The 22,969-nt window shown below is 63.3% G+C and carries 26 protein-coding genes and 1 tRNA gene; 19 read left to right on the top strand and 8 right to left on the bottom strand.

Annotation, left to right across the window (positions count from 1 at the left end):
• Positions 1-144 precede the first annotated feature (144 nt).
• The 11 genes from ACZ7GB_RS08050 to ACZ7GB_RS08100 all read left to right on the top strand — a co-directional run bounded on the left by ACZ7GB_RS08050 (position 145) and on the right by ACZ7GB_RS08100 (position 8,342).
• Positions 145-429, top strand: a complete 285-nt coding sequence (locus ACZ7GB_RS08050; RefSeq protein WP_472158223.1) for a head-tail connector protein — start codon at positions 145-147, stop codon at positions 427-429.
• A gap of 1 nt (position 430) precedes the next feature.
• Positions 431-913, top strand: a complete 483-nt coding sequence (locus tag ACZ7GB_RS08055) for an HK97 gp10 family phage protein (protein WP_472158224.1) — start codon at positions 431-433, stop codon at positions 911-913.
• Entirely contained in the window at positions 906-1,328 is a 423-nt protein-coding gene (locus ACZ7GB_RS08060) for a DUF3168 domain-containing protein (protein ID WP_472158226.1), read from the top strand. The genes ACZ7GB_RS08055 and ACZ7GB_RS08060 overlap by 8 nt, the downstream gene beginning before the upstream one ends.
• Before the next feature lie 3 nt (positions 1,329-1,331).
• A complete protein-coding gene (locus ACZ7GB_RS08065; RefSeq protein WP_472158227.1) occupies positions 1,332-1,643 on the top strand; it encodes a phage head closure protein in 312 nt (103 codons plus the stop codon).
• Positions 1,640-2,026, top strand: coding sequence for a phage terminase small subunit P27 family (locus ACZ7GB_RS08070; RefSeq protein WP_472158228.1), 387 nt, complete (start codon positions 1,640-1,642; stop codon positions 2,024-2,026). The genes ACZ7GB_RS08065 and ACZ7GB_RS08070 overlap by 4 nt, the downstream gene beginning before the upstream one ends.
• Positions 2,027-2,028: 2 nt before the next feature.
• Entirely contained in the window at positions 2,029-3,636 is a 1,608-nt protein-coding gene (locus tag ACZ7GB_RS08075) for a terminase large subunit (protein ID WP_472158230.1), read from the top strand.
• Positions 3,637-3,650: 14 nt separating this feature from the next.
• Positions 3,651-6,008, top strand: a complete 2,358-nt coding sequence (locus ACZ7GB_RS08080; protein WP_472158231.1) for a hypothetical protein — start codon at positions 3,651-3,653, stop codon at positions 6,006-6,008.
• Positions 6,009-6,496: 488 nt separating this feature from the next.
• Complete coding sequence (locus ACZ7GB_RS08085; RefSeq protein WP_472158232.1) at positions 6,497-6,946, top strand: hypothetical protein; 450 nt, start codon at positions 6,497-6,499, stop codon at positions 6,944-6,946.
• A 63-nt stretch (positions 6,947-7,009) separates the two neighbouring features.
• Positions 7,010-7,735 (top strand): hypothetical protein, encoded by a 726-nt coding sequence (locus tag ACZ7GB_RS08090; protein ID WP_472158234.1) that lies wholly within the window; start codon positions 7,010-7,012, stop codon positions 7,733-7,735.
• Positions 7,736-7,890: 155 nt separating this feature from the next.
• The gene (locus ACZ7GB_RS08095) at positions 7,891-8,064 is read left to right on the top strand and encodes a hypothetical protein (RefSeq protein ID WP_472158235.1); all 174 of its coding nucleotides are present in this window, start codon (positions 7,891-7,893) and stop codon (positions 8,062-8,064) included.
• 71 nt (positions 8,065-8,135) lie between these two features.
• Complete coding sequence (locus tag ACZ7GB_RS08100) at positions 8,136-8,342, top strand: hypothetical protein (protein WP_472158236.1); 207 nt, start codon at positions 8,136-8,138, stop codon at positions 8,340-8,342.
• Between the two features lie 70 nt (positions 8,343-8,412).
• On the opposite strand, the gene ACZ7GB_RS08105 is transcribed toward ACZ7GB_RS08100, so the two are convergent.
• Positions 8,413-8,487, bottom strand: a tRNA-Gln gene (locus ACZ7GB_RS08105).
• Between the two features lie 99 nt (positions 8,488-8,586).
• Between ACZ7GB_RS08105 and ACZ7GB_RS08110 the strand changes: the two genes are divergently transcribed.
• Positions 8,587-9,777, top strand: a complete 1,191-nt coding sequence (locus ACZ7GB_RS08110) for a BaiN/RdsA family NAD(P)/FAD-dependent oxidoreductase (RefSeq protein WP_472158237.1) — start codon at positions 8,587-8,589, stop codon at positions 9,775-9,777.
• Between the two features lie 139 nt (positions 9,778-9,916).
• On the opposite strand, the gene ACZ7GB_RS08115 is transcribed toward ACZ7GB_RS08110, so the two are convergent.
• A complete protein-coding gene (locus ACZ7GB_RS08115) occupies positions 9,917-11,221 on the bottom strand; it encodes a UDP-glucose dehydrogenase family protein (RefSeq protein WP_472158239.1) in 1,305 nt (434 codons plus the stop codon).
• Positions 11,222-11,533: 312 nt separating this feature from the next.
• On the opposite strand from ACZ7GB_RS08115, the gene ACZ7GB_RS08120 reads away from it, so the two are divergent.
• The 4 genes from ACZ7GB_RS08120 to ACZ7GB_RS08135 all read left to right on the top strand — a co-directional run bounded on the left by ACZ7GB_RS08120 (position 11,534) and on the right by ACZ7GB_RS08135 (position 13,893).
• On the top strand, positions 11,534-11,722 hold the full coding sequence (locus tag ACZ7GB_RS08120; protein WP_172976163.1) for a hypothetical protein: 189 nt from the start codon (positions 11,534-11,536) through the stop codon (positions 11,720-11,722).
• A gap of 272 nt (positions 11,723-11,994) precedes the next feature.
• A complete protein-coding gene (locus ACZ7GB_RS08125; protein ID WP_472158241.1) occupies positions 11,995-13,038 on the top strand; it encodes a TRAP transporter substrate-binding protein in 1,044 nt (347 codons plus the stop codon).
• 162 nt (positions 13,039-13,200) lie between these two features.
• Entirely contained in the window at positions 13,201-13,518 is a 318-nt protein-coding gene (locus tag ACZ7GB_RS08130) for an antibiotic biosynthesis monooxygenase family protein (protein WP_078520328.1), read from the top strand.
• Positions 13,519-13,620: 102 nt separating this feature from the next.
• The gene (locus ACZ7GB_RS08135; protein ID WP_472158243.1) at positions 13,621-13,893 is read left to right on the top strand and encodes a GlsB/YeaQ/YmgE family stress response membrane protein; all 273 of its coding nucleotides are present in this window, start codon (positions 13,621-13,623) and stop codon (positions 13,891-13,893) included.
• Between the two features lie 15 nt (positions 13,894-13,908).
• Here ACZ7GB_RS08135 and ACZ7GB_RS08140 read toward each other — a convergent pair whose 3' ends face one another.
• The gene (locus ACZ7GB_RS08140) at positions 13,909-14,373 is read right to left on the bottom strand and encodes a YdcF family protein (RefSeq protein WP_472158244.1); all 465 of its coding nucleotides are present in this window, start codon (positions 14,371-14,373) and stop codon (positions 13,909-13,911) included.
• A 76-nt stretch (positions 14,374-14,449) separates the two neighbouring features.
• Here ACZ7GB_RS08140 and ACZ7GB_RS08145 point away from each other — a divergent pair, with 76 nt between their 5' ends.
• A complete protein-coding gene (locus tag ACZ7GB_RS08145) occupies positions 14,450-15,049 on the top strand; it encodes a rhodanese-like domain-containing protein (RefSeq protein ID WP_472158245.1) in 600 nt (199 codons plus the stop codon).
• A gap of 3 nt (positions 15,050-15,052) precedes the next feature.
• Here the strand turns inward: ACZ7GB_RS08145 and ACZ7GB_RS08150 are convergent, their stop codons facing one another.
• Positions 15,053-15,766 (bottom strand): DUF6782 family putative metallopeptidase, encoded by a 714-nt coding sequence (locus ACZ7GB_RS08150; protein ID WP_143595001.1) that lies wholly within the window; start codon positions 15,764-15,766, stop codon positions 15,053-15,055.
• Between the two features lie 41 nt (positions 15,767-15,807).
• The gene (gene uvrB, locus ACZ7GB_RS08155; protein ID WP_286789398.1) at positions 15,808-17,991 is read right to left on the bottom strand and encodes an excinuclease ABC subunit UvrB; all 2,184 of its coding nucleotides are present in this window, start codon (positions 17,989-17,991) and stop codon (positions 15,808-15,810) included.
• Positions 17,992-18,404: 413 nt separating this feature from the next.
• Here uvrB and ACZ7GB_RS08160 point away from each other — a divergent pair, with 413 nt between their 5' ends.
• Both ACZ7GB_RS08160 and ACZ7GB_RS08165 read left to right on the top strand, forming a co-directional pair.
• On the top strand, positions 18,405-18,716 hold the full coding sequence (locus ACZ7GB_RS08160; RefSeq protein ID WP_078520323.1) for an ETC complex I subunit: 312 nt from the start codon (positions 18,405-18,407) through the stop codon (positions 18,714-18,716).
• Between the two features lie 355 nt (positions 18,717-19,071).
• The gene (locus ACZ7GB_RS08165; RefSeq protein ID WP_078548129.1) at positions 19,072-19,602 is read left to right on the top strand and encodes a hypothetical protein; all 531 of its coding nucleotides are present in this window, start codon (positions 19,072-19,074) and stop codon (positions 19,600-19,602) included.
• 70 nt (positions 19,603-19,672) lie between these two features.
• Here the strand turns inward: ACZ7GB_RS08165 and ACZ7GB_RS08170 are convergent, their stop codons facing one another.
• From ACZ7GB_RS08170 to ACZ7GB_RS08180, 3 genes are read right to left on the bottom strand one after another with little or no spacing between them, the layout of a single operon-like run.
• A complete protein-coding gene (locus ACZ7GB_RS08170; protein ID WP_078520321.1) occupies positions 19,673-20,878 on the bottom strand; it encodes an ABC transporter permease in 1,206 nt (401 codons plus the stop codon).
• Positions 20,878-21,582 (bottom strand): ABC transporter ATP-binding protein, encoded by a 705-nt coding sequence (locus ACZ7GB_RS08175; RefSeq protein ID WP_078541903.1) that lies wholly within the window; start codon positions 21,580-21,582, stop codon positions 20,878-20,880. Before ACZ7GB_RS08175 ends, ACZ7GB_RS08170 begins: the two co-directional genes overlap by 1 nt.
• Complete coding sequence (locus tag ACZ7GB_RS08180) at positions 21,579-22,829, bottom strand: efflux RND transporter periplasmic adaptor subunit (protein ID WP_472158246.1); 1,251 nt, start codon at positions 22,827-22,829, stop codon at positions 21,579-21,581. The genes ACZ7GB_RS08175 and ACZ7GB_RS08180 overlap by 4 nt, the downstream gene beginning before the upstream one ends.
• Between the last annotated feature and the right edge of the window lie 140 nt (positions 22,830-22,969).

Below are 22,969 nucleotides of genomic sequence, written 5' to 3' on the forward strand. Positions count from 1 at the left end.
CTATGCTTCTCCGTAGGACTATATCTTGTGACACTCTAAGAGCAATATTTTCTACTTGATCAAGATTATTTGCCTTCGTTCTCGCTTTGGATTTCTTGAATGGGGTGCTAGTATACCCCAAGTTGTTCGTTTGTGAGTTCCAGTATGCCTTCCGTTTCTGTTCCCGAGCTGAAAGCTCAGCTCAATCTTGACCATGATCTTGACGACGCATTGCTTGCTCTCAAGATTGACGCTGCCGAAGCCTATGCCGCGAGCTTCATCGGCGTAGCTATTTCCGACCCGACCCCTGCTTCCATCAAGCAAGCGGTGCTGATGCTCGCTGCGCACTGGTATGAAGTCCGCGAGGCCACGCTGACCGGTGGCTCTGCCTATGTCGTGCCGTTCGGTGTGCATGACCTCCTGCAAGCGCATCGGGCTTGGGTGGTCTGACATGGCGCGCGATTTGGACTTGAACGCGCAGGCCGCTCGGCTTGCGAAACGCCTTGAGGCGATCCCCGGTGCGGTCCTTGAAGCCGTTCGCCCGGCAGTGGTGCAGTCTGCCGAAGAGTTGGCAGCGATGGCGCGCGCCCTTGCGCCGGAAGGCGAGGGCGATCTGAAGGCGTCCATCGTAGTCACGCCGCCCGGTGCCGAGACGCCCGCCTATGCAGAGGGCGGCGGGAAGCGCAGGGCAGGGGCCAATCAGGCTCTCGTCACGGTGGGCAATCCCGAGCAACGCCACGGGCATCTCGTGGAGTTCGGCACGGCCCGGCACATCAACGGTGGCCAGTTCGAAGGCACACAGCACCCCGGCACCGAGCCGCAGCCGTTCCTCTTGCCTGCAACCCGGTTGACGCAGGATCGGGCCAAGCGCCGGATCGGGCGGGCTATCGGTAAGGCCGTGCGCGAAGCGGCGAAAGGGGGCAGCGATGCTTGATCCCGCTCTCGCCTTCCAGACCGCTATCCGCACAACGCTGATCAATGCGCCCGAGGTGGCTGCGCTGGTCGAGGCTTCGAATATCCGCGCCGGTCAGGTGCGGGCCGAACGGCTGCCTTCGGTGGTGCTGTCTGATGCGCGCACTGAGTATCTGGGCCGTGCTGCCGGGGCGCAGCGCCTCGCGCGCATCTATATGACACTGCATATCTGGGCGGTCGAGGATGGCCCGGATACGGCCCGTCAGATCGGGGCTGCGATCTATGAGGCGCTTGAGTTCGGTCCGGCTGACACTGACGAGCTAAGCGTAGATGAATGGCACGCGCCGAGCGTGGTCTGGCTGCGTGACCCCAAGCCCGAGCTGAGCCTGACGCATGGGGTGATGACCCTTGAATGTGTCGTGCGGTGGAGGGCCTGAGCGATGAAGTCTGGCAAACTCTCGAACCTGATCGAGCTGCAACGCGAGACCGAGACCGTGAACCCGTCCGGCTCGGTGTCGAGCGAATGGACGACCTACGCGACCGGGCGGGCCGAGCTTCGGCAGGCCGGGATTTCCGAGTTCCTGACCGCGCAGACCGAGACCACGGCACAGCACGCGGTGTTTCTGATCCGGTGGCTGCCGGGCGTGTCTGTCGCTGATCGGATCATCTGCAACGGCACTGCATGGAATGTCGTCGCGATTGCCGAGATCGGGCGCAGGCGCGGGCTTGAGCTGCGGGCGGTGGCGGCATGAGCGTTCATCAACGTGGTATCAAGCCTGCGCTCTCACCGGATTCCGAGGCTCTAATCAAGGCCCCGCCGGTGCCGTCCTATTTCAGCGCCCATGCCAAGGCCGAATGGAAGCGGATCATGCCGCAACTGATCGCGCGCCGTATCATCACGAAGGCCGATCTGGCAGGCGTCGAAGCCTATTGCTCGGCGGTGGGTATCTGCCGCCAGATCGAGGAACAGCGGGCAGGCGGTCTGATCGACCCAAAGCTCTTTGGTGTCTGGAACCGCGCGGCTCAGACCGCGCGCCAGCTCGCGAGCGAATACGGTCTCACGCCCACCTCGCGCGCCCGCATCGGTTCGGCGGCAGCCGATGAACCCGACGCCGACGACCCGCTCGCGGTGTGATCATGGCAAGCACCTATCCCGAGTGGGTCATGGATAGCTCGCCGATTGACGACCCGCTCGGTTATGGCGAACGGGCGGTGCAATTCCTGCGCCGTCTCCGCCACCCGGCCAGCTCTGCACCGAAGCGCGCTTTCCAGCTCGCCCCGTGGCAAGAGCGGATCGTTCGGCGCATCTACGGGCCGCGCAACGCCGATGGCTCGCGCGTGGTGAAGATGGTCTTCCTGATGATCCCGCGCGGGAACCGGAAGACCTCGCTCGCGGCTGCGCTGGCGCTTCTGCACTTGCTCGGTCCCGAGAAGCTGCCCGCCGGTCAGATCATCTTTGCTGCCAGTGACCGCGAACAAGCAGGCATCGGCTTTCGTGAGGCTGCCGAGGTGATCCGCTGCGACAAGCGCCTTGAGGCCGTTGTGCGCATCTATGACGCGCACAATGCCCCGAAGGCGATCAAGAGCGCGCTTGATGGCTCGACGCTCAAGGCGGTGTCGTCGGACGGTCGCGCGCAGCATGGCACGACCCCGACCTTCATTCTCGCCGATGAAATCCATACCTGGCAGGGTCGTGACCTCTGGGAAGCGCTTCAATCGGGTATGGCGAAACGCGCGGGCGGCCTGACCGTGATCGCCACGACTGCGGGCCGGGGCAATGAAGGGCTTGCCGCCGAGACATACGCCTATGCGCGCGGGGTCGCGCTCGGCCAGATCGTGAACCCCGAGTTCTTGCCGATCCTCTTCGAGCCTGAGCCGGGCGACGATTGGGAAGACGAAGCTCTTTGGCATCGGGTGAACCCCGGTCTCGCGCATGGCTTCCCCGATCTGGAAGGACTGCGCTCGCTCGCACGCAAGGCGAAGGATAGCCCGAGCGAGCGTTATTCGTTCATGCAGTTCAACCTGAACCGCTGGCTCGGGAATAGTCGCGATCCGCTCTTCGACTTCCAGACTTATGACACCCGGTGTTTCGAGGATGACGAGGAAGACCTTGAGCAACTGCCGTGCTGGCTCGGCGTGGACCTGTCGCGCTCGGGCGACCTTACGGCGGTTGTGGCCGCGTTCCAGCACCCTGACGGGCAGGTGACATTGCGCCCGACGTTTTTCGTGCCGGGGGAAGACCTCAAGGCGCGCGCTGATCGCGACGGGGTGCCTTATCAGCAATGGGCCGACGCTGGCCTGATCCGCCTCTGCCCCGGCCCGATCATTGACGAGGGTATGGTTGAGGATGAGATCCGCGAGCTGTGCGGCCAATTCGACGTGCAAGAGATCGGCTTCGACCCGCACCTCGCGCAGCGGATCATGCAGCGCCTCTATGATGACGGCCTGCCCGTGGTCGAGGTGCGCCAAGGGCCGCTGACCATGGGCGCAGCCGGTGCCGACCTTGAGCGGATCGTCAACGGGCGTCTTGTGCGCCATGACGGCCACCCGGTCTTGCGCCAGCACCTCGCAAGCGTGGTGGCAGTGCGCACCGATAGCGGCCTGACGCGGATGTATAAGAGCAGGAAGACCGACCGCATTGACGGTGCGGTCGCGGCTGCGATGGCGACCTATCGCCTGACCCTCGGGCAAACCAACCTGAGTTCCTACAACGCGCCCAGCTCGGGCGGTCTTTATGTGTTTTAGTGTGAGTATTTCCGATGAATGACGTTACCCTTCCCGGCCTGATCGTTCCTGTCGAAGCCCGGATCGACAAACTTGAGCGGGCGCTGAAAAAGGCCAGCCAAGCCCAATCGCGCGCGGCCCGCCAGATGGAAGACCGGGCGAAGCGCTCGGCAGATCGCATGGCGAAGAGCTATGACGGCCTCGGCTCGAAGATGGCGCGCAGCCTCTCGAATATTCAGCTCCCCGGCCTCGGTGTCGGGATCGCCGGTCTGGCTGGTGCCGGGATCGGCGCGGGCCTCGGGATCGCTGCCGGTCAGGTGCGCGAAACGGTCAAGGGTATTGCCGAAATCGGGAACGAAGCTCGGCGGGCCGGTGTCGCGGTGGAGGACTTTCAGCGCCTCTCTTATGTCGCGACACAGAACCGCGTCAGTGTGGACGCTCTGACCGATGGCCTTAAGGAGCTGAACCTGCGGGCCGATGAGTTCGTGCTGACCGGCAAGGGATCGGGGGCTGATGCGTTTCGGCGGCTCGGTTACTCTGCGAGCGACCTTGCCAAGAAGCTGAAAGACCCGAGCAAGCTCTTCCTTGAGATCGTCGGGCGCTTGGAACACCTCGACAAGGCCGCGCAAATCCGCATCGCTGACGAGGTGTTCGGCGGGACAGGCGGCGAGCGCTTTGTCGAAATGCTGGGCCGTGGGCAGGCCAGTATCTCGGCGATGATGAGCAAGGCATCTGTCTTGACCGAAGAGCAGATCGCCAAGGCCGACGCGCTGGACCGGCGCTATACGGCGCTCACCGAGAGCATTCATCGCGGTTGGCAACGTGCTGCCCTCGGGGCAGCGGATTTCGTTGCGCAGGTGATGAACCTGCGCCTTGAGGGCGACAAGCTCGCGGCCTCGGACTTGTTTCGCAACGCTGCGCAGGCCCCGCAAATCCTTGGCCCCGGCGTCAGCGCTGCTCTTGATGGCAACGGGCAGGCGGTGGCTGACAACGCGCGCGAGATCGGCGATCTTCTGGCGCTCTATGAGAAGTTCTCGGCGAAATCGAATGCACTCGCGCCCTATCTGCAACGGCTCAGCAACGAGCTTGCGAACATGGGCGACACGCAAGCCGCCGATACGCTTTTCGAGACCGCAGGGGCGATGCAGCGTCTTTCCGAGAAACTGGACGCGGGCGAGATCAGCGCGGGCGACTTCGAGAGCGCGATGGCCGATCTGATCCGCAAGGCGCAAGACGCGCTCGGCTCGGTCAGCGATCTGGATGACAACCCGACCTTCACGAAGGTCATCGCCCGTCTCAGCGATTTGTGGTCTGCGCTTGAAGGCGTGCGCGCGAAAGCTGCCGAGGCCCGCGCAGCTCTGCCCGGTGGGTCGCTTCCGGTGACGACCGGGGCGGGCCTCACAGTCGATCAGATCGAAATGCCGCCCGGTGAGTTCGCGCCGACAAGTTCGCCCCGTCCGAAGGCTGCGCCGCCGATGATCTCAGAGAACGTCGCCACACCGAAGAAGGGCAGCGGTGGCGGGCGCGAACACGACAGCTACGCCCGCGCCGTGGCTGACTTGCAAGCCGAGAAAGCCGCGCTGGACGCCGAAGCGGTGGCGTTGGTGGCGGCGGCTGCGGGTGGCAAGAAATACGGCGATGCAATCGAATTCGCCCGCAAGAAGGCGGAGCTTCTGGCAGCCGCCCAGCGCGACGGTAAGGCGATCACGCCCGAGCTGAGTGCCGAGGTGGATCGTCTGGCCCAAAGCTACGTCGAGGCGGGCCGCAGGGCCGAGAGTGCCGCCGAGAAGATGAAGAAGATCGAGGAACGCGGGCAGGCGGGCGCTGACGCGCTTTCCGAAATGTTCACCTCGGTTCTCAGCGGTTCCATGTCTGCCGAAGAGGCCGTTGCCTCACTCTTGATGAAGCTGGCCGAGGCGCAGCTCAATCAGGCGTTCCTAGGGTTGTTCTCGGCGGGTGCTGGCGGCGGGATTGCTGAGTTTGTCGGTGGCCTGTTGGGCTTCGCCGAAGGCGGGTTCACTGGGCAGGGTGGGAAATACGAGCCTGCCGGGGTTGTTCATCGCGGCGAATACGTCCTCTCGAAGGCTGCGACCTCGCGCATCGGTGTCGGTAATCTCGACGCGTTGCACGACGCTGCCCTGCGCGGCTACAGCGACGGCGGGCTGGTGGGCGCTGTGTCGGGATCGGCCCAAAGTCTCACGGGATCGGCGAAGAAATCCGGGGCGCAGGTGGTCAATATCGCCCCCTCGATCACCGTGAACGCATCCGGCGGGACGCCCGAAGCGAACGCAGACCTCGCCGCCCAGGTGGCACGCGAGACCGAAGCGTCCATGCGGGCGCTCGTGCAACAGGAACTCGTCCGGCAGATGCGCCCCGGCGGCATGTTTCGTTGACTCGATAGGATGGCCGTAGAGCGGGCTTCCTGTCTGGCCGGTGGGTGTGACTCGGAAAGACCGAAGGCGACTCCTAGGGGCCTCACAGAGTCTCAGCGGGGCTGGCACGCCTAGGGGCGAGGGATTAGCCGGGGAAGAGAGCGGGCGAAGCCCACGATCTGACCGGGGGTAGGGTCTGACGAACCGAGGGAGGGCTTGGGGAGACATTCTGCACGTAACGTATTATATCTAAGTAAGAAACTAAGTATTCTTAGAGAAAATAGATATATACGTGCAGAATGTCTCCCCCATGTTCCTTCGGGAAGATACTTAGGCACCAGAGATGCTGATATACCTCCAGCAGTTCATCCGTTTCGCGTTACGTGCAAAATGTCTCCCTTTGTATACCCTCGGGGTATACCCTCGGGCGATACTTAGGCACCAGTGCCCTTGACAAGATCTGGGTATGCCTCTATCTTCCGGTGAGTAGAAACAGCACAGGTGCCGAAATGGCCTTCAATCTCAAACTGCCGGATGAACGCGGCATTCAACTCCAACAGATCGCGGAAGCCGAGGGTAAAACCGTGGTGGACGTGATCACCGACGCGATCCGCGCGAAGGTCGAGGCAGGGGTGATCCCGGCTGACCTGCCCAATATCGAGGTCGCGAAAACCCCGGACGGGATTACGATCAGCGCGCCGGGCTTTTCTGGCGACGTTCCTGCGAGCGAGGTGCCGGTGCTGGCCGACACGCTGCGCATTGCTGGGGCGAAGCTCACTCCCGCCGATGTCGAGCGCAAGACGAAGCTGATTGAAGGTCTGGCCGCTCTGCACGGAATCGAGGTGAAGCGCATGGGCCGGGGCGTGAAGCTCGTCTCGCCACGCACCGGTAAGGAATACGCGCTCGCCTTCGGTGTTGCCGAAGACCTCGGCGCTCAGATCGAGCGCAGCGCGAAATGAAAACAGGGGTGAGCGCGCCAACGCTCCACCCCTGCAAAATAGTCTCAAAAGCAAAGCAACACTATGACATTCCCCGACTTCCTGCAAGACCAAGACCCGACTCTTCGGAGGGCATCTGATCAGATCGACGCCGATAGCGAAGCCTCTAGAGCTGCGCGCGAAGCCGAAGATGCTGCGCTTATCGCTGAGCTTGACGCTATCGGAACTGACGCCGCCGAGGCCGCACCTGAGCCGGCACCTCGCCAGCTCAAAGGCACGGGTGGTCACTTCCAAGACCCCGATCCCGATGACCCTGACGTGATCATTCACGAGCCGAAGGTCACGCGGTTCGACAAAGCCATGACCACGTTGCGCGAGCTTGAAGCCCAAAAGGCGGCGCTCCCCGTTGATGCTGATGTTCACAGCGTGGTCGCGCTTAATTCTCAGATCGAGGAGGCGCGCAAGAAAAAGGAACGTGCCGAGAGCGACGTTTCGCGTAAGCAGGAAGGAATTGACGACTGGCGCAAAGGTGCTGGCCGTGAAGAATACAATGCTTCCCGGCGGCAACGCGAGCAGCCGAACGCGGATTTGTCAGAAATGACGCGCGAAGAGCGCGCGAGGCGTCACCAAGACCAAAGGAATGACTCGAAGTGGCGCAAAAACTGTGCTGCCAAGGGCATGACCGAAGCGCAGATTGCAGCCGCCTTTGTCGATCGCGTTCAAAAGCGTGATGCTGATCGCGCAGCCAAAGCCGACGAAAAGGCAGCCGAGGAGACCATGCGCGCTCTTCCCACCTTCAACATGTTCTGAGCTGCCCAGCCAAACGGCCAAGCAGCTACTTTCGGGCGGGATAAGTGACTGCTTACTTATTGAAATTGTTCACTTTTTATAGAATTTCGCTCTTGCGTGAAGCGTCCGGCCAAGTCTAGAATCTGCCCATCAGAACCCTTTGGAGCAGACCCCGAATGAATTTCTTCCTCGCCGATGATGCATGGCACCAGCTCGCCGCCGACCTCATGAAAGCCGCTGAGAATCCCGCCGATCCCGAGACCGAAATCAAGATCGTTCTCGCCGCTGCGGGCGTCATGCCTGAGTGCTGCCGGGAGGACTGTGAGGGTGAGGTGCTGCGCGCTGCCTGATCCCGCCATCGCAGGCAATTGGACAGGGCGGGGCCTCGTGGCCTCGCCCTTTTCATTTCAGGAGAAGTCTAATGAATGACCCAGTAGCGCTGGATGACCTGAGGCGCATGCTGCGTATGTCTGCCGCGCTCTTGCTCCATGATCGCACCTACCTCCCGATCTTCCTGCGGGTTGAGCGAGAGGTGTCGGAGATGGAGGCCGAGCTTGCGGCTGTAGAGCGGGCGAAGGCGATCCTTCGACTCGACGATGACGGGCGCTCTGATGATCCGGCAACGTGATCCGCAAAAGTGTTCCGGTTGCGAAACTGGTCCGGTCCGCAAGTTGTTGTTTTTATTGAGAAAATGGAAGTGGCTGGGGCGGTAGGATTCGAACCTACGGTGCGCGGTACCAAAAACCGGTGCCTTACCACTTGGCTACGCCCCAACGTGGGGGGGTATGTAGCCAAGTGGGCGCGGGGCTTCAAGAGGAAAATCCGACAAATTTCGATTGCGCGTCACGCGCCGCTACGGCAAGCGAGATGGCATGGAAAATTGCGATGTTTTAGTGCTGGGCGCAGGGGCTGCCGGGCTGATGGCCGGGATCGAGGCGGCGCGGCGCGGGCGCTCGGTGCGGGTGCTCGACCATGCGCGGCGCCCAGGCGAGAAGATTCGAATCTCCGGCGGCGGGCGGTGCAACTTCACCAATCGTCTGCTGACCCGGCAAAACGCGACCGAACGATTCCTGTCGCGCAATCCCCGCTTCGCGCTCTCGGCGCTGTCGCGCTACACGCCCGCGGATTTCATCGCGCGGCTCGATGCGGCGGGGATCGCCTGGCACGAGAAGCATCTGGGGCAGCTCTTCTGCGACGGGAAGGCCACGCAGATCATCGACCTGCTACTGCGCGATCTGCGCGCGGCAGGCGGCGTGCTGTCGCTCGAGACGGAGATCGAGCGGGTGGAGCGGGAGGGCGACGGCTTTCTCGTCACAACCTCGCAACGCCCGATCCGCGCGGCTTCGGTGATCGTGGCTACGGGCGGCAAGTCGATCCCGAAGATGGGCGCGTCCAGCCTCGGCTACGAGATCGCGCAGAAATTCGGCCTCGATATCGTGGAGACGCGGCCCGCTCTGGTGCCGCTGACCTTCGCCGAGCAGGATCTGGCGCGCACTGCGCCGCTGTCGGGTCTCGCGCGGCCCGTCGATCTGCGCCTCGGCAAGACGCATTTCGCCGAGGATCTGCTGTTCACCCATCGCGGGCTGTCAGGGCCCGCCATCCTGCAAATCTCCAGCTATTGGCGCGAGGGCGACACGCTCAAGGTCGATCTCGCGCCGGGCAATGACATCGCGGCGGCCCTGTCGGAGCAGCGCGACGCGGCGGGTCGGCAGGCGCTGCACAATGCGCTCGCGCGGCATCTGCCCGAGAAGCTCGCGCATTTCGTGGTAGCGGAGGCGAAGCTATCGGGGCGGCTGGCCGAGCAATCGAACAAGGACCTCGCCAAGCTCGATGATCAGATCCATCGCTGGCAGGTGCGGCCGGTCAGCTCGGAAGGGTATCGCACGGCGGAGGTCACGCTGGGCGGCGTGTCGACCGCTGTGCTCGATGCAAAGACGATGCAGGCGAAGCAGGTGCCGGGGCTCTATTTCATCGGTGAAGTGGTGGACGTCACCGGCTGGCTCGGCGGTTACAACTTCCAGTGGGCCTGGGCGTCCGGCTGGGCCGCAGGGCAGGTGGCCTGACCACGCGCCTCTTCCTCTTGGGAGAAATATCCCGGGGGGCCGAAGGGCGGGGGCAGGGCCCCCTCTTTCTCCGTGGATTGTCGCCCTCCGGCGACGGGGGCAGAACCCCCTCCCGGATCGGTTTCAATGCCGTCGGGCCTTACCGCCCGACCGCAACGTAATCCTCGAAGCCCGCCTTCCTGACGTCCTTTTCGGCGTAGATGTTGCGCAGGTCGGCCATGCGCGCGGTCTCCATCGTCGCTGCGATCTTCTGCAGGTCGAGCGCGCGGAACTCGTTCCACTCGGTCAGGATCACCACGCAATCGGCCTTCTCGGCTGCGGCATAGGCGTCATCCATCCAGGACACGCCCGGCAGCAGCGCTTCGCCCTCGCGCTTGCCCTGCGGGTCGACCACGCGGACCTTCGCGCCGCCACCCACCAGCGCGGGCACGATGGTAAGGGCTGGGGCCTCGCGCATGTCGTCGGTGTTCGGCTTGAAGGTCACGCCATAGATCGCGATCGTCTTGCCGTTGACCGAGCCGCCGCAGAGATCGACGACCTTCTCGATCATCCGACGCTTGATGTCGTCATTCACCTTGATGACGGTTTCGACGATCTCCATCGGGCAGGAATAGTCCTGACCGATCCGCGCGAGCGCCGCAGTGTCCTTCGGGAAGCACGAACCGCCATAGCCCGGTCCCGCATGCAGGAACTTGTTGCCGATCCGGCCGTCGAGCCCCATGCCGCGCGAGACCTGCTTGATATCCGCGCCGGTCTTTTCGCAGAGCCGTGCGATCTCGTTGATGAAGGTGATCTTCGTCGCCAGAAACGCGTTGGCCGCGTATTTGATCATCTCGGCGGTTTCCAGATCGGTATAGAGGATCGGGAATTCGCGCAGGAAGAGCGGGCGGTAGATTTCGCCCATCACGGCCTCGGCCTTCTCCGAGGTGGTGCCGACGACGACCCGGTCGGGGCGCATGAAATCGTCGATCGCCGCGCCCTCGCGCAGGAATTCGGGGTTCGAGGCCACGTCGAACTCGATATCGGGGCGGGTCTTGCGGACGACCTCGGCAACCTGACGGTTGGTGCCCACCGGCACGGTCGATTTCGTCACGATCACCGCATAGCCGGTCATCGCGTTTGCGATCTCCTCGGCGGCGGCCATCACATAGGTCAGATCCGCATGGCCGTCGCCGCGACGCGTCGGCGTGCCGACCGCGATGAAGACCGCATCGGCGCCTGCGACCGCAGCCTTGAGATCGGTGGTGAAGGTCAGGCGCCCGCCTTCCACGTTCTTCACCATCAATTCGTCGAGGCCCGGCTCGTAGATCGGCACGCGGCCGCCCTCGAGCATTTCAATCTTCGCGGGGTTCTTGTCGACGCAAACGACCTCATGGCCGAAATCGGAGAAACACACCCCCGAAACAAGGCCAACATAGCCCGTGCCGATCATCGCGATTTTCATATTCTCGTCCTTGCCTGTGCTGTGTCTGTGCCTTGATTCCCGGGCGGCGAAATTGCAAGCCGGTTCCGGACAAGTTCTCGTAATTCTTCTCAGAATCCGCGTCGTTCCAGAAGCGCGGAATGGTAGCCTGTGCCGCGTTAGACACGAATTCTGGGCATTTCATGCAAGAAAAGTGCCAAAGTGCAACAGTCTTCGCCTCTGCGTGAATGGGCCGTGTATTTCACTCTTTGCAATCCTGGGAAGCTGTGTAAGTCTCGCCGGGAAGCTGCCAGAAAAGTCCGGCGGCTCCCTACGGTAATGACGGAGATTACTATGAAAAAGATCGCTACCATCGCCCTGGCCCTCGGCCTCACCGGTTCGACCGCTTTTGCTGGCGGCTACACCGCTCCGGTCGTCGAGCCCGAGCCCGTTGTGGTTGAGCAGTCGTCGTCCTCGAACGCCGGCATCATCATCCCGGTTCTGCTGCTGCTCGGCGTTGCTGTCGCAGCCTCGAACAACTAATTTCGGGTAACACCGAATTGGAAGGGGCCGGACGTACGCGTTCCGGCCTTTTTCATTTCCGGAGATACGGGGTAGGGCCTGACGCTCCGGGGACAGGAAAAACCCGCGCTTGGCGCGGGTTTTTCTTTTGCGGGAAGGAGCGGTTTTGCCACGCGTCGAGTGCCGCTGCTGTGGCCGCACGACAGGTCCCGTCATCTCGCGAAAAGCAAAACTGGACGTTGGGGGCATCCGCCGGGTAAATCCGCTTTGGACCGCGTGAGAGGGAGACCCGCATGAGCCAGAGATTTACCCGCCGTGAGAGTTTCGTCCTTGCCGCCGGTGCCGCCGCCTTGGCCGCGCCGCCTGTGCTGGCCGCGGAGCCCGAGGTCACGCTGCGCCTGCATCAATTCCTGCCGCTGACCAGCTTCGTGCCCGCCCATATCCTCACCCCTTGGATAAAGGCGGTCGAGAAGGCGTCGCAGGGCCGGGTGCGCATCCAGCATTACCCCTCGATGCAGCTTGGCGGGAAGCCGACCGATCTTATCGATCAGGTCACTGACGGGGTTGTCGACATCGTCTGGACGCTGCCGGGCTACACGCCGGGGCGGTTCCCGCGCACCGAGGTGATGGAGCTTCCCTTCCTCGTCGCCGAGGCCGAGGCCGCGTCTGCCGCACTTTGGGAGCTGGCGCAGGCGGAGATGGTGGACACCGATTTCCGCGACATTCACCTGCTGGGGACCTGGGTGCACGGGCCGGGCGTGATCCACGCGAACAAGTCCGTGCGCGCGATCCCCGATTTCGAAGGGCTGAAACTGCGTGGCCCGTCGCGGGTGACGACGAAGCTGCTTGAACATTTCGGCGCGACGGCTGTCGAGATGCCGGTCCCGGCTGTGCCCGAGGCGCTCTCGCGCGGGACGATCGACGGGGCGCTCCTGCCTTGGGAGGTCTCGGCCTCGCTGCGGATCGGCGAGCTGGTCCATCATCACACGCAATTTGCAGGCCCCTCGATCTACACGGCGAGCTTCATTCTCGCGATGAACAAGGACCGCTACGCCGCGCTCGACCCCGATCTGCAGGCCGCGATCGACAGCGTCTCGGGCGTTGAGTTCTCGGCGCAGGCGGGACATCTGCAGCAGGCCGAGGATATCCCCTCGCGTCAGGTCGCGATGGATCTGGGCAATGAGATTATCACGATCCCGGCCGAGGATACGTCGATCTGGAAAGACGCCTCGCAGCCGGTGATCGACGCATGGGTTGCCGAGATGGAAGAGAACGGTGTGCCGGGTGAGAAGTTGCTGACCTCCGCCCGTGCTTTGATCGAGAAACATTCGTTCTGAGGTTGGGGCGCAGTGAGCTGGTTCGTGGGCGCCGATCTGCTCCGCATCGCGCTGACCGTGGCGGTCCCGGCGCTGGCGCTTCTGCCACTCTGACGCAGCTCCGCAAAAGAGCGGTGATTTCTGCGCGCTTCTGTGCGAGCATGATGCCGAGGAGGACCGCCCATGACCGAGATTACCAGCGATTTCAAAGGGCAGACCGTGATCTGCACCTTCGAGATGACGCCCGCCACAGCCGATGAGTTGATGGAGAAGCTGCAAGCCGCCTATTCCGAGGTGATCTCGAAAGCGCCCGGTTTCATCGGCGCGGGCCTGCATATGAACGACGCGCGCACGCGGATCGCGACCTATTCGAAATGGAACGAGCGGGGCGACTATCAGGCGATGCTGCGCAGCCCCGAGATGATCTCGCGCAACCGCGTGATCTACACGCTGTGCCGCAACTTCGAGCCGGTGATGTACGAGGTTTCCGCCGATTTCTGACGGACCGGCATGCGTATTGCTGCGCTGCCGAATTGGTCGCGTGGAGAGGGAACTTCGGGGCGCTCTTCGCGTTGTTGTGAAAAGACATATCGGAGTGACATCATGGAAAGCGTTCTGCAAGCAATCGGCACGGTCGGGCTGATCTTTCTCGTGCTCGCAGGTCTTCTGGCGGGCTGGATCGCGAGCGTCGTATCGGGCGGGCGTCACAAGGCTGCCTATCTGGCGATCGGTGTGGTCGGCGCCCTCATCACCCCCTTCATCGTGGCCCTTCTGGGTGGGGCAGTGCTGGCTGCGGGCGGGCTGCTTGCAATCATTGCCATCGCGCTTGTCGGCGCGGTCGTCGTGCTGGTCATCGGCAAGATGATCCTCGACTGACTCAAGGCGCGCGCCTCAGGGCGAAGGCCCACCGCGCGCCAGCCACCATCCCAGCTTCAGATAGGCGAACCCTTCGCGGGCGCGGGCCTTCGCGCTCGCCCGATGCGGCGGGCAGTCCGCGCGCGCCCGCAGCCCCATCCGCCGCGCGATCATCACCGCGCGCGGAGCGTGATAGGGATCGGTGACGATGATCACCTCGTCGCTCTCCAGATGCGCCCGGGCGAAGCCGATATTCTCGTAAGTGCTGGTCGAGCGGTCTTCGAGAGAGATCGCCTCGGCCTCCACGCCTTCCGCGCGCAAGATCCGGGCCATCACCTCCGCCTCGCTCGGCGGATGCCGCCCGACACCCCCGCAACAGATCACCCGCTCCGCCGCGCCTTCGTGCCAGAGCGATGCCGCGTGACGGGTGCGCCGCTGCAAGCTGGGCGAGGGGAGGCCATCTGCCCAAACCGCTGCACCAAGGATCAAAATCGCTCTCATTTCGTTGAGCTAAAGGTCCACACCGCCGGCGACAAGGCTGGCAGTCGTGTTATGATCACGAAAAAGGGAGGTTAACATGCGTTTCATTTTTCTTGCCGCGCTGCTGGCTGCCGCGCCTGTTTTGGTCAAGCCCGCTTTCGCCGAGCCGGTCAATATTCGCCCCGACGTCATGTCCGTCACGGTCGACACTGCCAAGGGCCCGGTCGAGATCAAGCGGATTCAGGATAACGAGAACAAGCTGGAAGGTGACTGGGCCAAGACCTCGCGCCCCTGTCCGAGCTTCTGCATCCAGCCGATGATCCCGGCCCCCGGCGTGACCCCGGTGGGGGAGCTGGAGATGATGGAATTTCTCAAGGATCCCAATGTGGTTGTCATCGATGGGCGCGTGACGCGCGACTTCGAGGGCGGCGCGATCCCCGGTGCGATCAACATCCCCTATATGGAAGCGCCCGACCGTCTGGGCGAGCTTGGCTGCCAACCCGATTTCGAGGGCTTCATCTGCGACGGCGAGGACGTGAAATCGGTCGCGCTTTACTGCAACGGCCCGTGGTGCGGCCAGTCGCCCACCGCCGCCCGCCGCATGATCGAAGCCGGTTTTCCGGCGGAAAAGATCTATTACTACCGCGGCGGGATGCAGCAGTGGCGGCTGCTGGGGCTGACGGTCAGCGGGGGCTGAACCTCAGTCTCCGGGCTCTGTGCAAGGGTAGGCTTCGCCATCGGGTAGCCGGCAAAGCGCGTCGAAGAAGCTGCTGGAAAGCCGATCATAGCTGAGCATTCTGTGTTCCCGGTCGCGGGACTCGAGATAATCGCTGCACGACGCGAGGTAGTATAGCTCGCGTCGTGCATCTTTCGCGTACCACTGGGTGAAAGCGGCGCTGGCCGCGCTGATGAGATCGTCCGAGCGGCCCATTTCTGTCTCGAAGGCTGCGGCGATATCGTCCTGCATCGGCCATCCTGCAAGCGCGTCCCAGGCGTCGGGCATCCCGGCTTCGCGCAGATCCCAAGCCACAGCGAGGCTGAAGGTCGTCGCATCCGCCTCCATCGCGAAGATCGCGCGGGCATTTTCCTTCATCGACAGGTTCGGATCGGGACAGGAACCGTGGAATTTCTGCTCCAGATGGCGCAATTCGTGAATCAGAACTGCCTTTTGCAGGGCGGGTGCCATGTCGGTGGCGATCACGAGCCGGGAGGAGCGCGGCTCGAAATATCCCCGCGCATCGTGCAGCGTGTCGGCGAGACACAGCTCGCCAGCGTCTTGAAAGAGCGCGACATGCAGGCTCGGCCAGCGGTCGAGGGCGGGACGCAGCTGTGTGACGAGCGCAGCGATTTCGGGTGGCTTATCGAAGGGTGGGGCGGCACAAGTGAGGATCTGGGCGTGCGCCGGTCCGGTCATCACACCGAGCCAGGCGCTCAGGGCAATGTGCCGGGCGAGCCTCACCGCCCCTTCTTCCGCTTAACACCCCCGCGCTGACCCGGCCGTCCGGCAGTCGACCGGCCCTGCGCCTTGACCGCGGCCTCGCTGGCCGCCTCTACCGCCGATTGCCGCGCGAGCGGGTCGTCGTGGACGGCGAGGTCCACCGCCTCCAGACGTTTCACCTCGTCGCGCAGACGGGCGGCTTCCTCGAATTCCAGATCCTCGGCGGCCTTGCGCATCTTGGCGCGCATGTCGTCGAGATGCGCCTGCAGGTTCGCGCCGGGTTTGACCGCATCGACCTTGGCGGTAACCCGCGACATGTCTGTGTCGCCCTGATAGAGCCCGGCCAGAACGTCATCGACATTCTTCTTGATCGTCTCGGGCGTGATGCCGTGTTCCTCGTTATAGGCGATCTGCTTGGCGCGGCGGCGGTCGGTCTCGTCCATCGCGCGCTGCATCGAGCCGGTGATCCTGTCTGCATACATGATCACGCGGCCTTCGGAGTTCCGCGCGGCGCGGCCGATGGTCTGGATCAGCGAGGTTTCCGAACGAAGGAAGCCCTCCTTGTCGGCATCGAGGATCGCGACCAGCCCACATTCGGGAATGTCCAAACCCTCGCGCAAGAGGTTGATCCCGATCAGCACGTCGAAGGCGCCCAAGCGCAGGTCGCGCAGGATTTCGATCCGCTCGATCGTGTCGATGTCGGAGTGCATGTAGCGTACGCGAACGCCCTGTTCGTGCAGGTATTCGGTCAGATCCTCGGCCATGCGTTTGGTCAGCGTGGTGACCAATGTGCGATAGCCGCGCGCCGCGACGGTGCGGATTTCGTCCAGCACATCGTCCACCTGCGTCTCGACCGGGCGGATCTCCACGACCGGGTCCAAGAGGCCCGTGGGGCGAATGACCTGTTCGGTGAAGACGCCGCCGGTCTGTTCCAGCTCCCATGCCGCGGGCGTCGCCGAGACGAAGACCGATTGCGGGCGCATCGCGTCCCATTCCTCGAATTTGAGCGGGCGGTTATCCATGCAGGACGGCAGGCGGAAGCCGTGTTCGGCCAGCGTGAATTTGCGCCGATAGTCCCCGCGATACATGCCGCCGATCTGCGGCACGGTGACGTGGCTCTCATCGGCGAAGACGATCGCGTTGTCGGGGATGAACTCGAAAAGGGTGGGCGGCGGCTCGCCGGGTGCGCGGCCGGTGAGGTAGCGCGAGTAGTTCTCGATCCCGTTGCAGACGCCGGTCGCTTCCAGCATCTCCAGATCGAAATTCGTGCGCTGTTCAAGGCGCTGCGCCTCCAGCAGCTTGCCTTCCTCTTCCAGCTGCTTCAGCCGGAGCGCCAGCTCCTTGCGGATGCCCTTTGCGGCTTGCTGCAGGGTCGGGCGCGGCGTGACGTAGTGGCTGTTCGCATAGATGCGGATTTGGTCGAAACTGTCGGTCTTCGCGCCCGTCAGCGGGTCGAATTCGGTGATCGCCTCTAGCTCCTCGCCGAAGAAGGAGAAGCGCCAGGCGCGGTCCTCCAAGTGGGCGGGCCACAGATCGACCGTGTCGCCCTTCACGCGGAAGGCGCCACGCTGGAAGGCCGCATCGAGTCGCTTGTATTGCTGCGCCACCAGCTCGTTGATGAACTTGCGTTGCTCGATCAGATCGCCGGTCTTGAGGTCCTGCGTCATCGCCGAATAGGTCTCGACCGAGCCGATACCGTAGATGCACGAGACCGAGGCCACGATGATCACATCGTCGCGCTCCAACAGCGCCCGGGTGGCCGAGTGGCGCATCCGGTCGATCTGCTCGTTGATCTGCGATTCCTTCTCGATATAGGTGTCCGAGCGCGGCACATAGGCTTCGGGCTGGTAGTAGTCGTAGTAGGAGACGAAATATTCCACCGAGTTGTCGGGGAAGAAGCTCTTGAACTCACCGTAGAGCTGCGCGGCCAGCGTCTTGTTCGGCGCGAGGATGATCGCGGGGCGTTGGGTTTCCTCGATCACCTTGGCCATGGTGAAGGTCTTGCCCGTGCCGGTCGCGCCCAGCAGCACCTGATCGCGTTCCTGCGCCTCGACACCGGAGGACAGTTCCGCAATCGCGGTCGGCTGGTCGCCGGCCGGGTTGAACTGAGTCTGCATCACGAACCGCTTGCCGCCTTCCAGCTTGGGGCGGGTGAGCACGTCGGGGCGTTCGGAGGGCAGATTGGTATTGTTGTGAGGCATCGCGCAGACCTTTTGCTTGCCCCCCAAAGTTGTCCTCTTTTCGTTCGCATTCAAGGGTTTGCGAAAGGCGTTACGGAAGGCTTAACGCGGAGTTTCGAATTGTCTATATTTAACAGGGGCTTGCGTCTCAGTTTGGCTTGAATGCATGGCGGGTCGCGCGCATCTTGCCCTTTGCAAGCAGCATCAGACTGCCGGCCGGCGCACCACCCCCACCTCTTGCTCCCCAGCCGGTCGGCAGTTCCTCAACTTACGGGTGCTCCCGGTATCCTCCCGGCGCGGCGGGCGGCGGTGTTCTCTCCGGGTCCGGCATGTCATGCACAATCGCCTCGCATCTTTCGGCTTTGCGCTCCGGGGCTTGCGATTTGGCTCAGATGCACTAAGAAAAGCGAGAGGTATCGCAGAGGAGTTTGCCCATGCGCGCGCGCATCTACCAACCCGCCCGCAACGCCATGCAATCGGGCACCGCGAAAACGCGGTTCTGGTATCTCGACTATGTTGCCTCCGACGCGCGTGAGATCGACCCGCTGATGGGTTGGACCAGCTCCAACGACACGCAGGCCCAAGTGCGGCTGCGCTTCGAGACCCGCGAGGCGGCCGAAGCCTATGCCAAGGAAAAGGGCATCGATTACGTCGTGACCGAACCGCATAAGCGCGCTCCGAATGTCCGCGCCCGCGGCTATGGCGAGAACTTCGCCACCGACCGCCGCGCGAACTGGACGCACTGAATATTTGCGATTTCGGCGAAAGCTTTCCCGGCTGAGGGAGAGTTTTCCGTATCGCGATCACCCGTTTTCCACGTGAATGAAGCTGGGGCGTCAGGCTGCGTTTCGGTTTCTTCCTGCGTTCCAACCTGTGCCACCGACGGTCTCGCGCAGGTTCCAACGTGGCCCGAATTTCCGACGTAGCTCTGCGTTCCATCCAAAGAGCCCATCGTTTTGTTCCTTGGCATTATCGCGCTCACGATTTTCGACGTTTGAGCAGAGTTTTTCCGAGCCTGCTCGCGCTCAGGAACGGTGATCTTTCCGCAGTGTTCTCTCTCTGCCGGCTGACGGTCGGCGCATGAAATGCAAGGAGAACACTATGACCTACACCATCAAGTCGATCGCTCTCGCAGGTATTCTGGCCACTGCCGCGCCCGTTGCGGCCCTGGCTCAGGCTGACGTATCCACCGGAACGGACGCTGGCGCATCGGTCTCGGCGCAGGCTGCAGGCGCTGATGTCGGCGCAAGCGCGGATATGGGCGCATCGACGGACGCCGCAACAACTGCGGGCTCGAATGGTGGAATGGGCCAAGATGGGTCGGTGAAGACCTATGGTCAGCTCGTCGCGGACCTTCAGGCCAATGGCGCTGCGTCCACCGACCAGTTCGCCGATTATGAAGTGGGAACCGATGGCGAAGCCAAGATCGTCGCTCTGTCCGATCTGAAGGGCGAAGGCGCAGAGAACGGCTCCGCGGCTCTCGAGAACGCAATGGGCGCTGACGTGGATGCCGATTACAGCCAGCTTCCGTCCAGCGTCTTCGACGGCACCGACTACACGCCCGAGGATGTCGCTGCCGCGTATATCAACGCCGAAGGCAATCTGATCGTCGTGGTCGACAACAACGCCTGATCACCTTCGACGATACATGATCCCGAAGCCCCCTGTCCTCCGCGGCAGGGGGCTTTTTTGTGCCTGACATCTACTGATAATGCAGCGCATCGATCGGATCGAGCCGGGCCGCCCGCCGCGCAGGAAAGTAGCCGAAGACCATACCCACCACGGCGGAGAAGCCGAAGGCGAGGGCGATGACGTTCAGGCTGGGCGAGAAGGGGATCGCCATGATCTGCGCCGCGACATAGGCGAGGCCGAGGCCGAAGAGAATCCCGATGATCCCGCCCAGAACCGACAGCACCACCGCCTCGACCAGAAACTGCATCAAAACCTGATGCGCCTGCGCGCCGACCGAGAGGCGGATGCCGATCTCGCGGGTGCGCTCGGTCACCGAGACGAGCATGATGTTCATGATGCCGATCCCGCCCACGAGCAGGCTGACCGCCGCGACGGAGGAGAGCAGGCCGGTGAGAACCGAATTGACCGAATTCAGCATCGAACTCAGCTCGGCCATGTCGAAGACCGAGAAGTCGTCGTCTTCACCGATGGCGATGCGGCGGCGTTCGCGCATCAGGGCCTCGATATCGGAGGTCGCCCGCTCCACGGAGGCCGTCCGGGCCACCTGAAGCGAAATCGAAGAGACGTCCTGACTGCCCATCAGCCGCCTTTGCACCGTTCGGACCGGCATCAGCACGAGGTCGTCCTGATCCTGCCCGAAGGACCCGGCGCCTTTGGATTTCAGCACGCCGATCACCTCGCAGGAGATCGACTTGATGCGGATCTTCTCGCCGGTCGGATCGGTCGCGCCGAACAGGGTTGTCCGCACGGTCTCGCCGATGATGCAAAGATTGGCGCCGCTGCGGTCCTCCGCCGGGGTAAAGCTGCGCCCGAGCGCGATCGTCCAGCCTCCGATCTCGAGATAGGGCGACGTCGTGCCGGTGATCGATGTCGTGCGATTGTTGTTGCCGAAGACCGCCGTGGCTGCGGTCGAAACGACAGGTGCGACCGCCGAGAGGCTGCTCAGGTCCTCCAGCGCTTCTGCATCCGAAAGCTTGAAGGGCGGGGCGGTATCGCGCGATCCGGGCCCCATCATCCGCGCCCCCGAGCGCAGGACCAGCACATTCGTGCCGAGCGATTCCACATTGGCCGAGACCTGTTCGGAGGAGCCTTGCCCGACGGTCACCATCGCGATGACGGCTGCAACCCCGATCACCACGCCCAGCACGGTGAGAAAGGATCGAAGCGCGTTGCGGATGATCGCGGTGAGCGCGAGGCGGATGGTTTCCCAGAGCATCACAGTGCTCCTTCGTGCATCTTCTCGTCGCGCACGACGCGGCCATCGGTGAAGACGACGAGGCGGGAGGCATAGGCGGCCATGTCCTCTTCATGTGTGACCATCACGATGGTCAGCCCGGACTCGCGGTTGAGGTCCTGCATCAGGTTCATGATCTCGACGCTGCGTTTGGTGTCGAGGTTGCCGGTGGGCTCGTCGGCGAGCATCACCATCGGCTCGCCCGCCAGCGCCCGCGCGATGGCGACGCGTTGCTGCTGACCGCCCGAGAGCTGCGACGGCGTGTGATCCTCGCGCCCCTCGAGCCCGACCCGCGCCAGAGCCTGCCGGGCCCGCGCCACACGCTCAGCCTTGCGCATCCCCTTGTAGATCAGGGGAAGTTCGACATTTTCCAGCGCGGTGGTGCGTGGCAGAAGGTTGTAGCCCTGAAAAACGAAACCGAGGTAGTGCCTGCGCAGCAGCGCGCGTTGATCGCGGTTCAGGGTCGCGACCTCGACACCGTTGAACAGGTAATTCCCCGCAGTCGGCCGGTCGAGACAGCCGATGATGTTCATCGCGGTCGATTTTCCCGACCCCGAGGGCCCCATGATCGCAAGGAATTCCCCCGGTTCGACGCGAAGATCGACGCCGTCGAGGGCGCGCACGAGGGTTTCGTCGTGGCCATAGTGGCGCTCGATCCCGCGCAGCTCGAGAAGCGGCTCACTCATCGCGATGCATCCCGCTGATCGGTGATAACCTGATCGCCAATGGCCAGATCGCCCTCGGTGACGATCGTGAACTTGCCGTTCGTCGCCCCCGGTGTGACCGCCACTTCGACGGGGGTGCCGTCGCGCAGCACCCAGACGGATTTCCCGCTCGCGGTGCCGCTCTCCGAACTCGGTCGGCTCGGCATCACGAGGCCGACGAGCCCGCTCGCGCCATTGCCCGCATCTTCGACCTCTTGCGGGGGCGCGTAGCGCAGCGCCGCATTCGGGATCAGCAGCGCGTCCTTGGCCTCGTCCACGGTGATCGTCGCCGTCGCGGTCATGCCGGGGCGCAGGAGCAGATCGGAGTTGTCGACCGCCAGCACGCCCTTGTAGGTCACGACATCGTCGGTGGTCTCGGGGGCGTAGCGCACCTGTGTGATCGTCGCCGGGAAGGAGCGACCGGAATAGGCGTCGACGGTGAATGTCGCGTCATTGCCGACCGCGACCTGACCGATATCCGCCTCGTCGATATCGACGAGCAACTGCATCCGGCGCAGGTCCTCGGCCAGCGTGAACAGGGTGGGCGCGGACAGCGAGGCGGCCACGATCTGACCGGCCGAGACATTGCGGTCCAGAACGACGCCGTTGATCGGGGAGCGGATGACCGATTTCTCCAGATCGTCCTTCTCCAACGCCAAGTTCGCCTCGGCCAGCGTCAGCGACGCTTTCGCAGCCTGAACGGCGGCCACGGCGCGATCGCGCTGCGCGATATAGGTAACGAAGGTGCTATGGGTCGAGACGCCGCGCCGGTCCAGCTCGGCCTGTGTCTCATAAAGCGCCGTCGCTTCCTTCTGGGTGGCTTCGGCCTGTGCGAGCTGCGCCTTGGCGGCGGCAAGCGCGGCTTCGGCATTGGCGACCTGCGCCTTGAATTTCGTGTCGTCGAGCCGCGCGAGGACCTGACCCACTTCGACCTCGTCGTTATAATCGACATCGATGCTATCGAGCGTGCCCGACAGCTCCGAAGAGACTTCGACTTCCGTCGTGGGCTGCACCGTGCCGGTCGCGGTGACCGTGACAGTGAGATCGCCGCGCGCGACGGCTTGTGTTACATAGCTCGTGCCGGTGGTGTCGCCGGAGGGCGCGAGCCAAAGCCACGCGCCGATCGCGATCACAACAGCACCCGCGCCGAAAGCCCAGAATCGCCAAGGGCGTCCACTCTTCGCGCTGGACAGCATTTTTTCGATTTCATCGCGGCTCTGGCTTGGCATCGTTCATCCGTTCCGGTTTCTCTCCCCGCAAGCTCGGGCGGGAGTAATACGTCCGAGAAAATGAACCCCGTCGCCCGCTATGGCTTTGCTCTAGAACAAGAAAGGAAAAAGAAACGCGCTTGTGATCGCTGGGGCGATGA

The organism is Thioclava sp. PTB-PU3-1 (genome assembly GCF_055666785.1).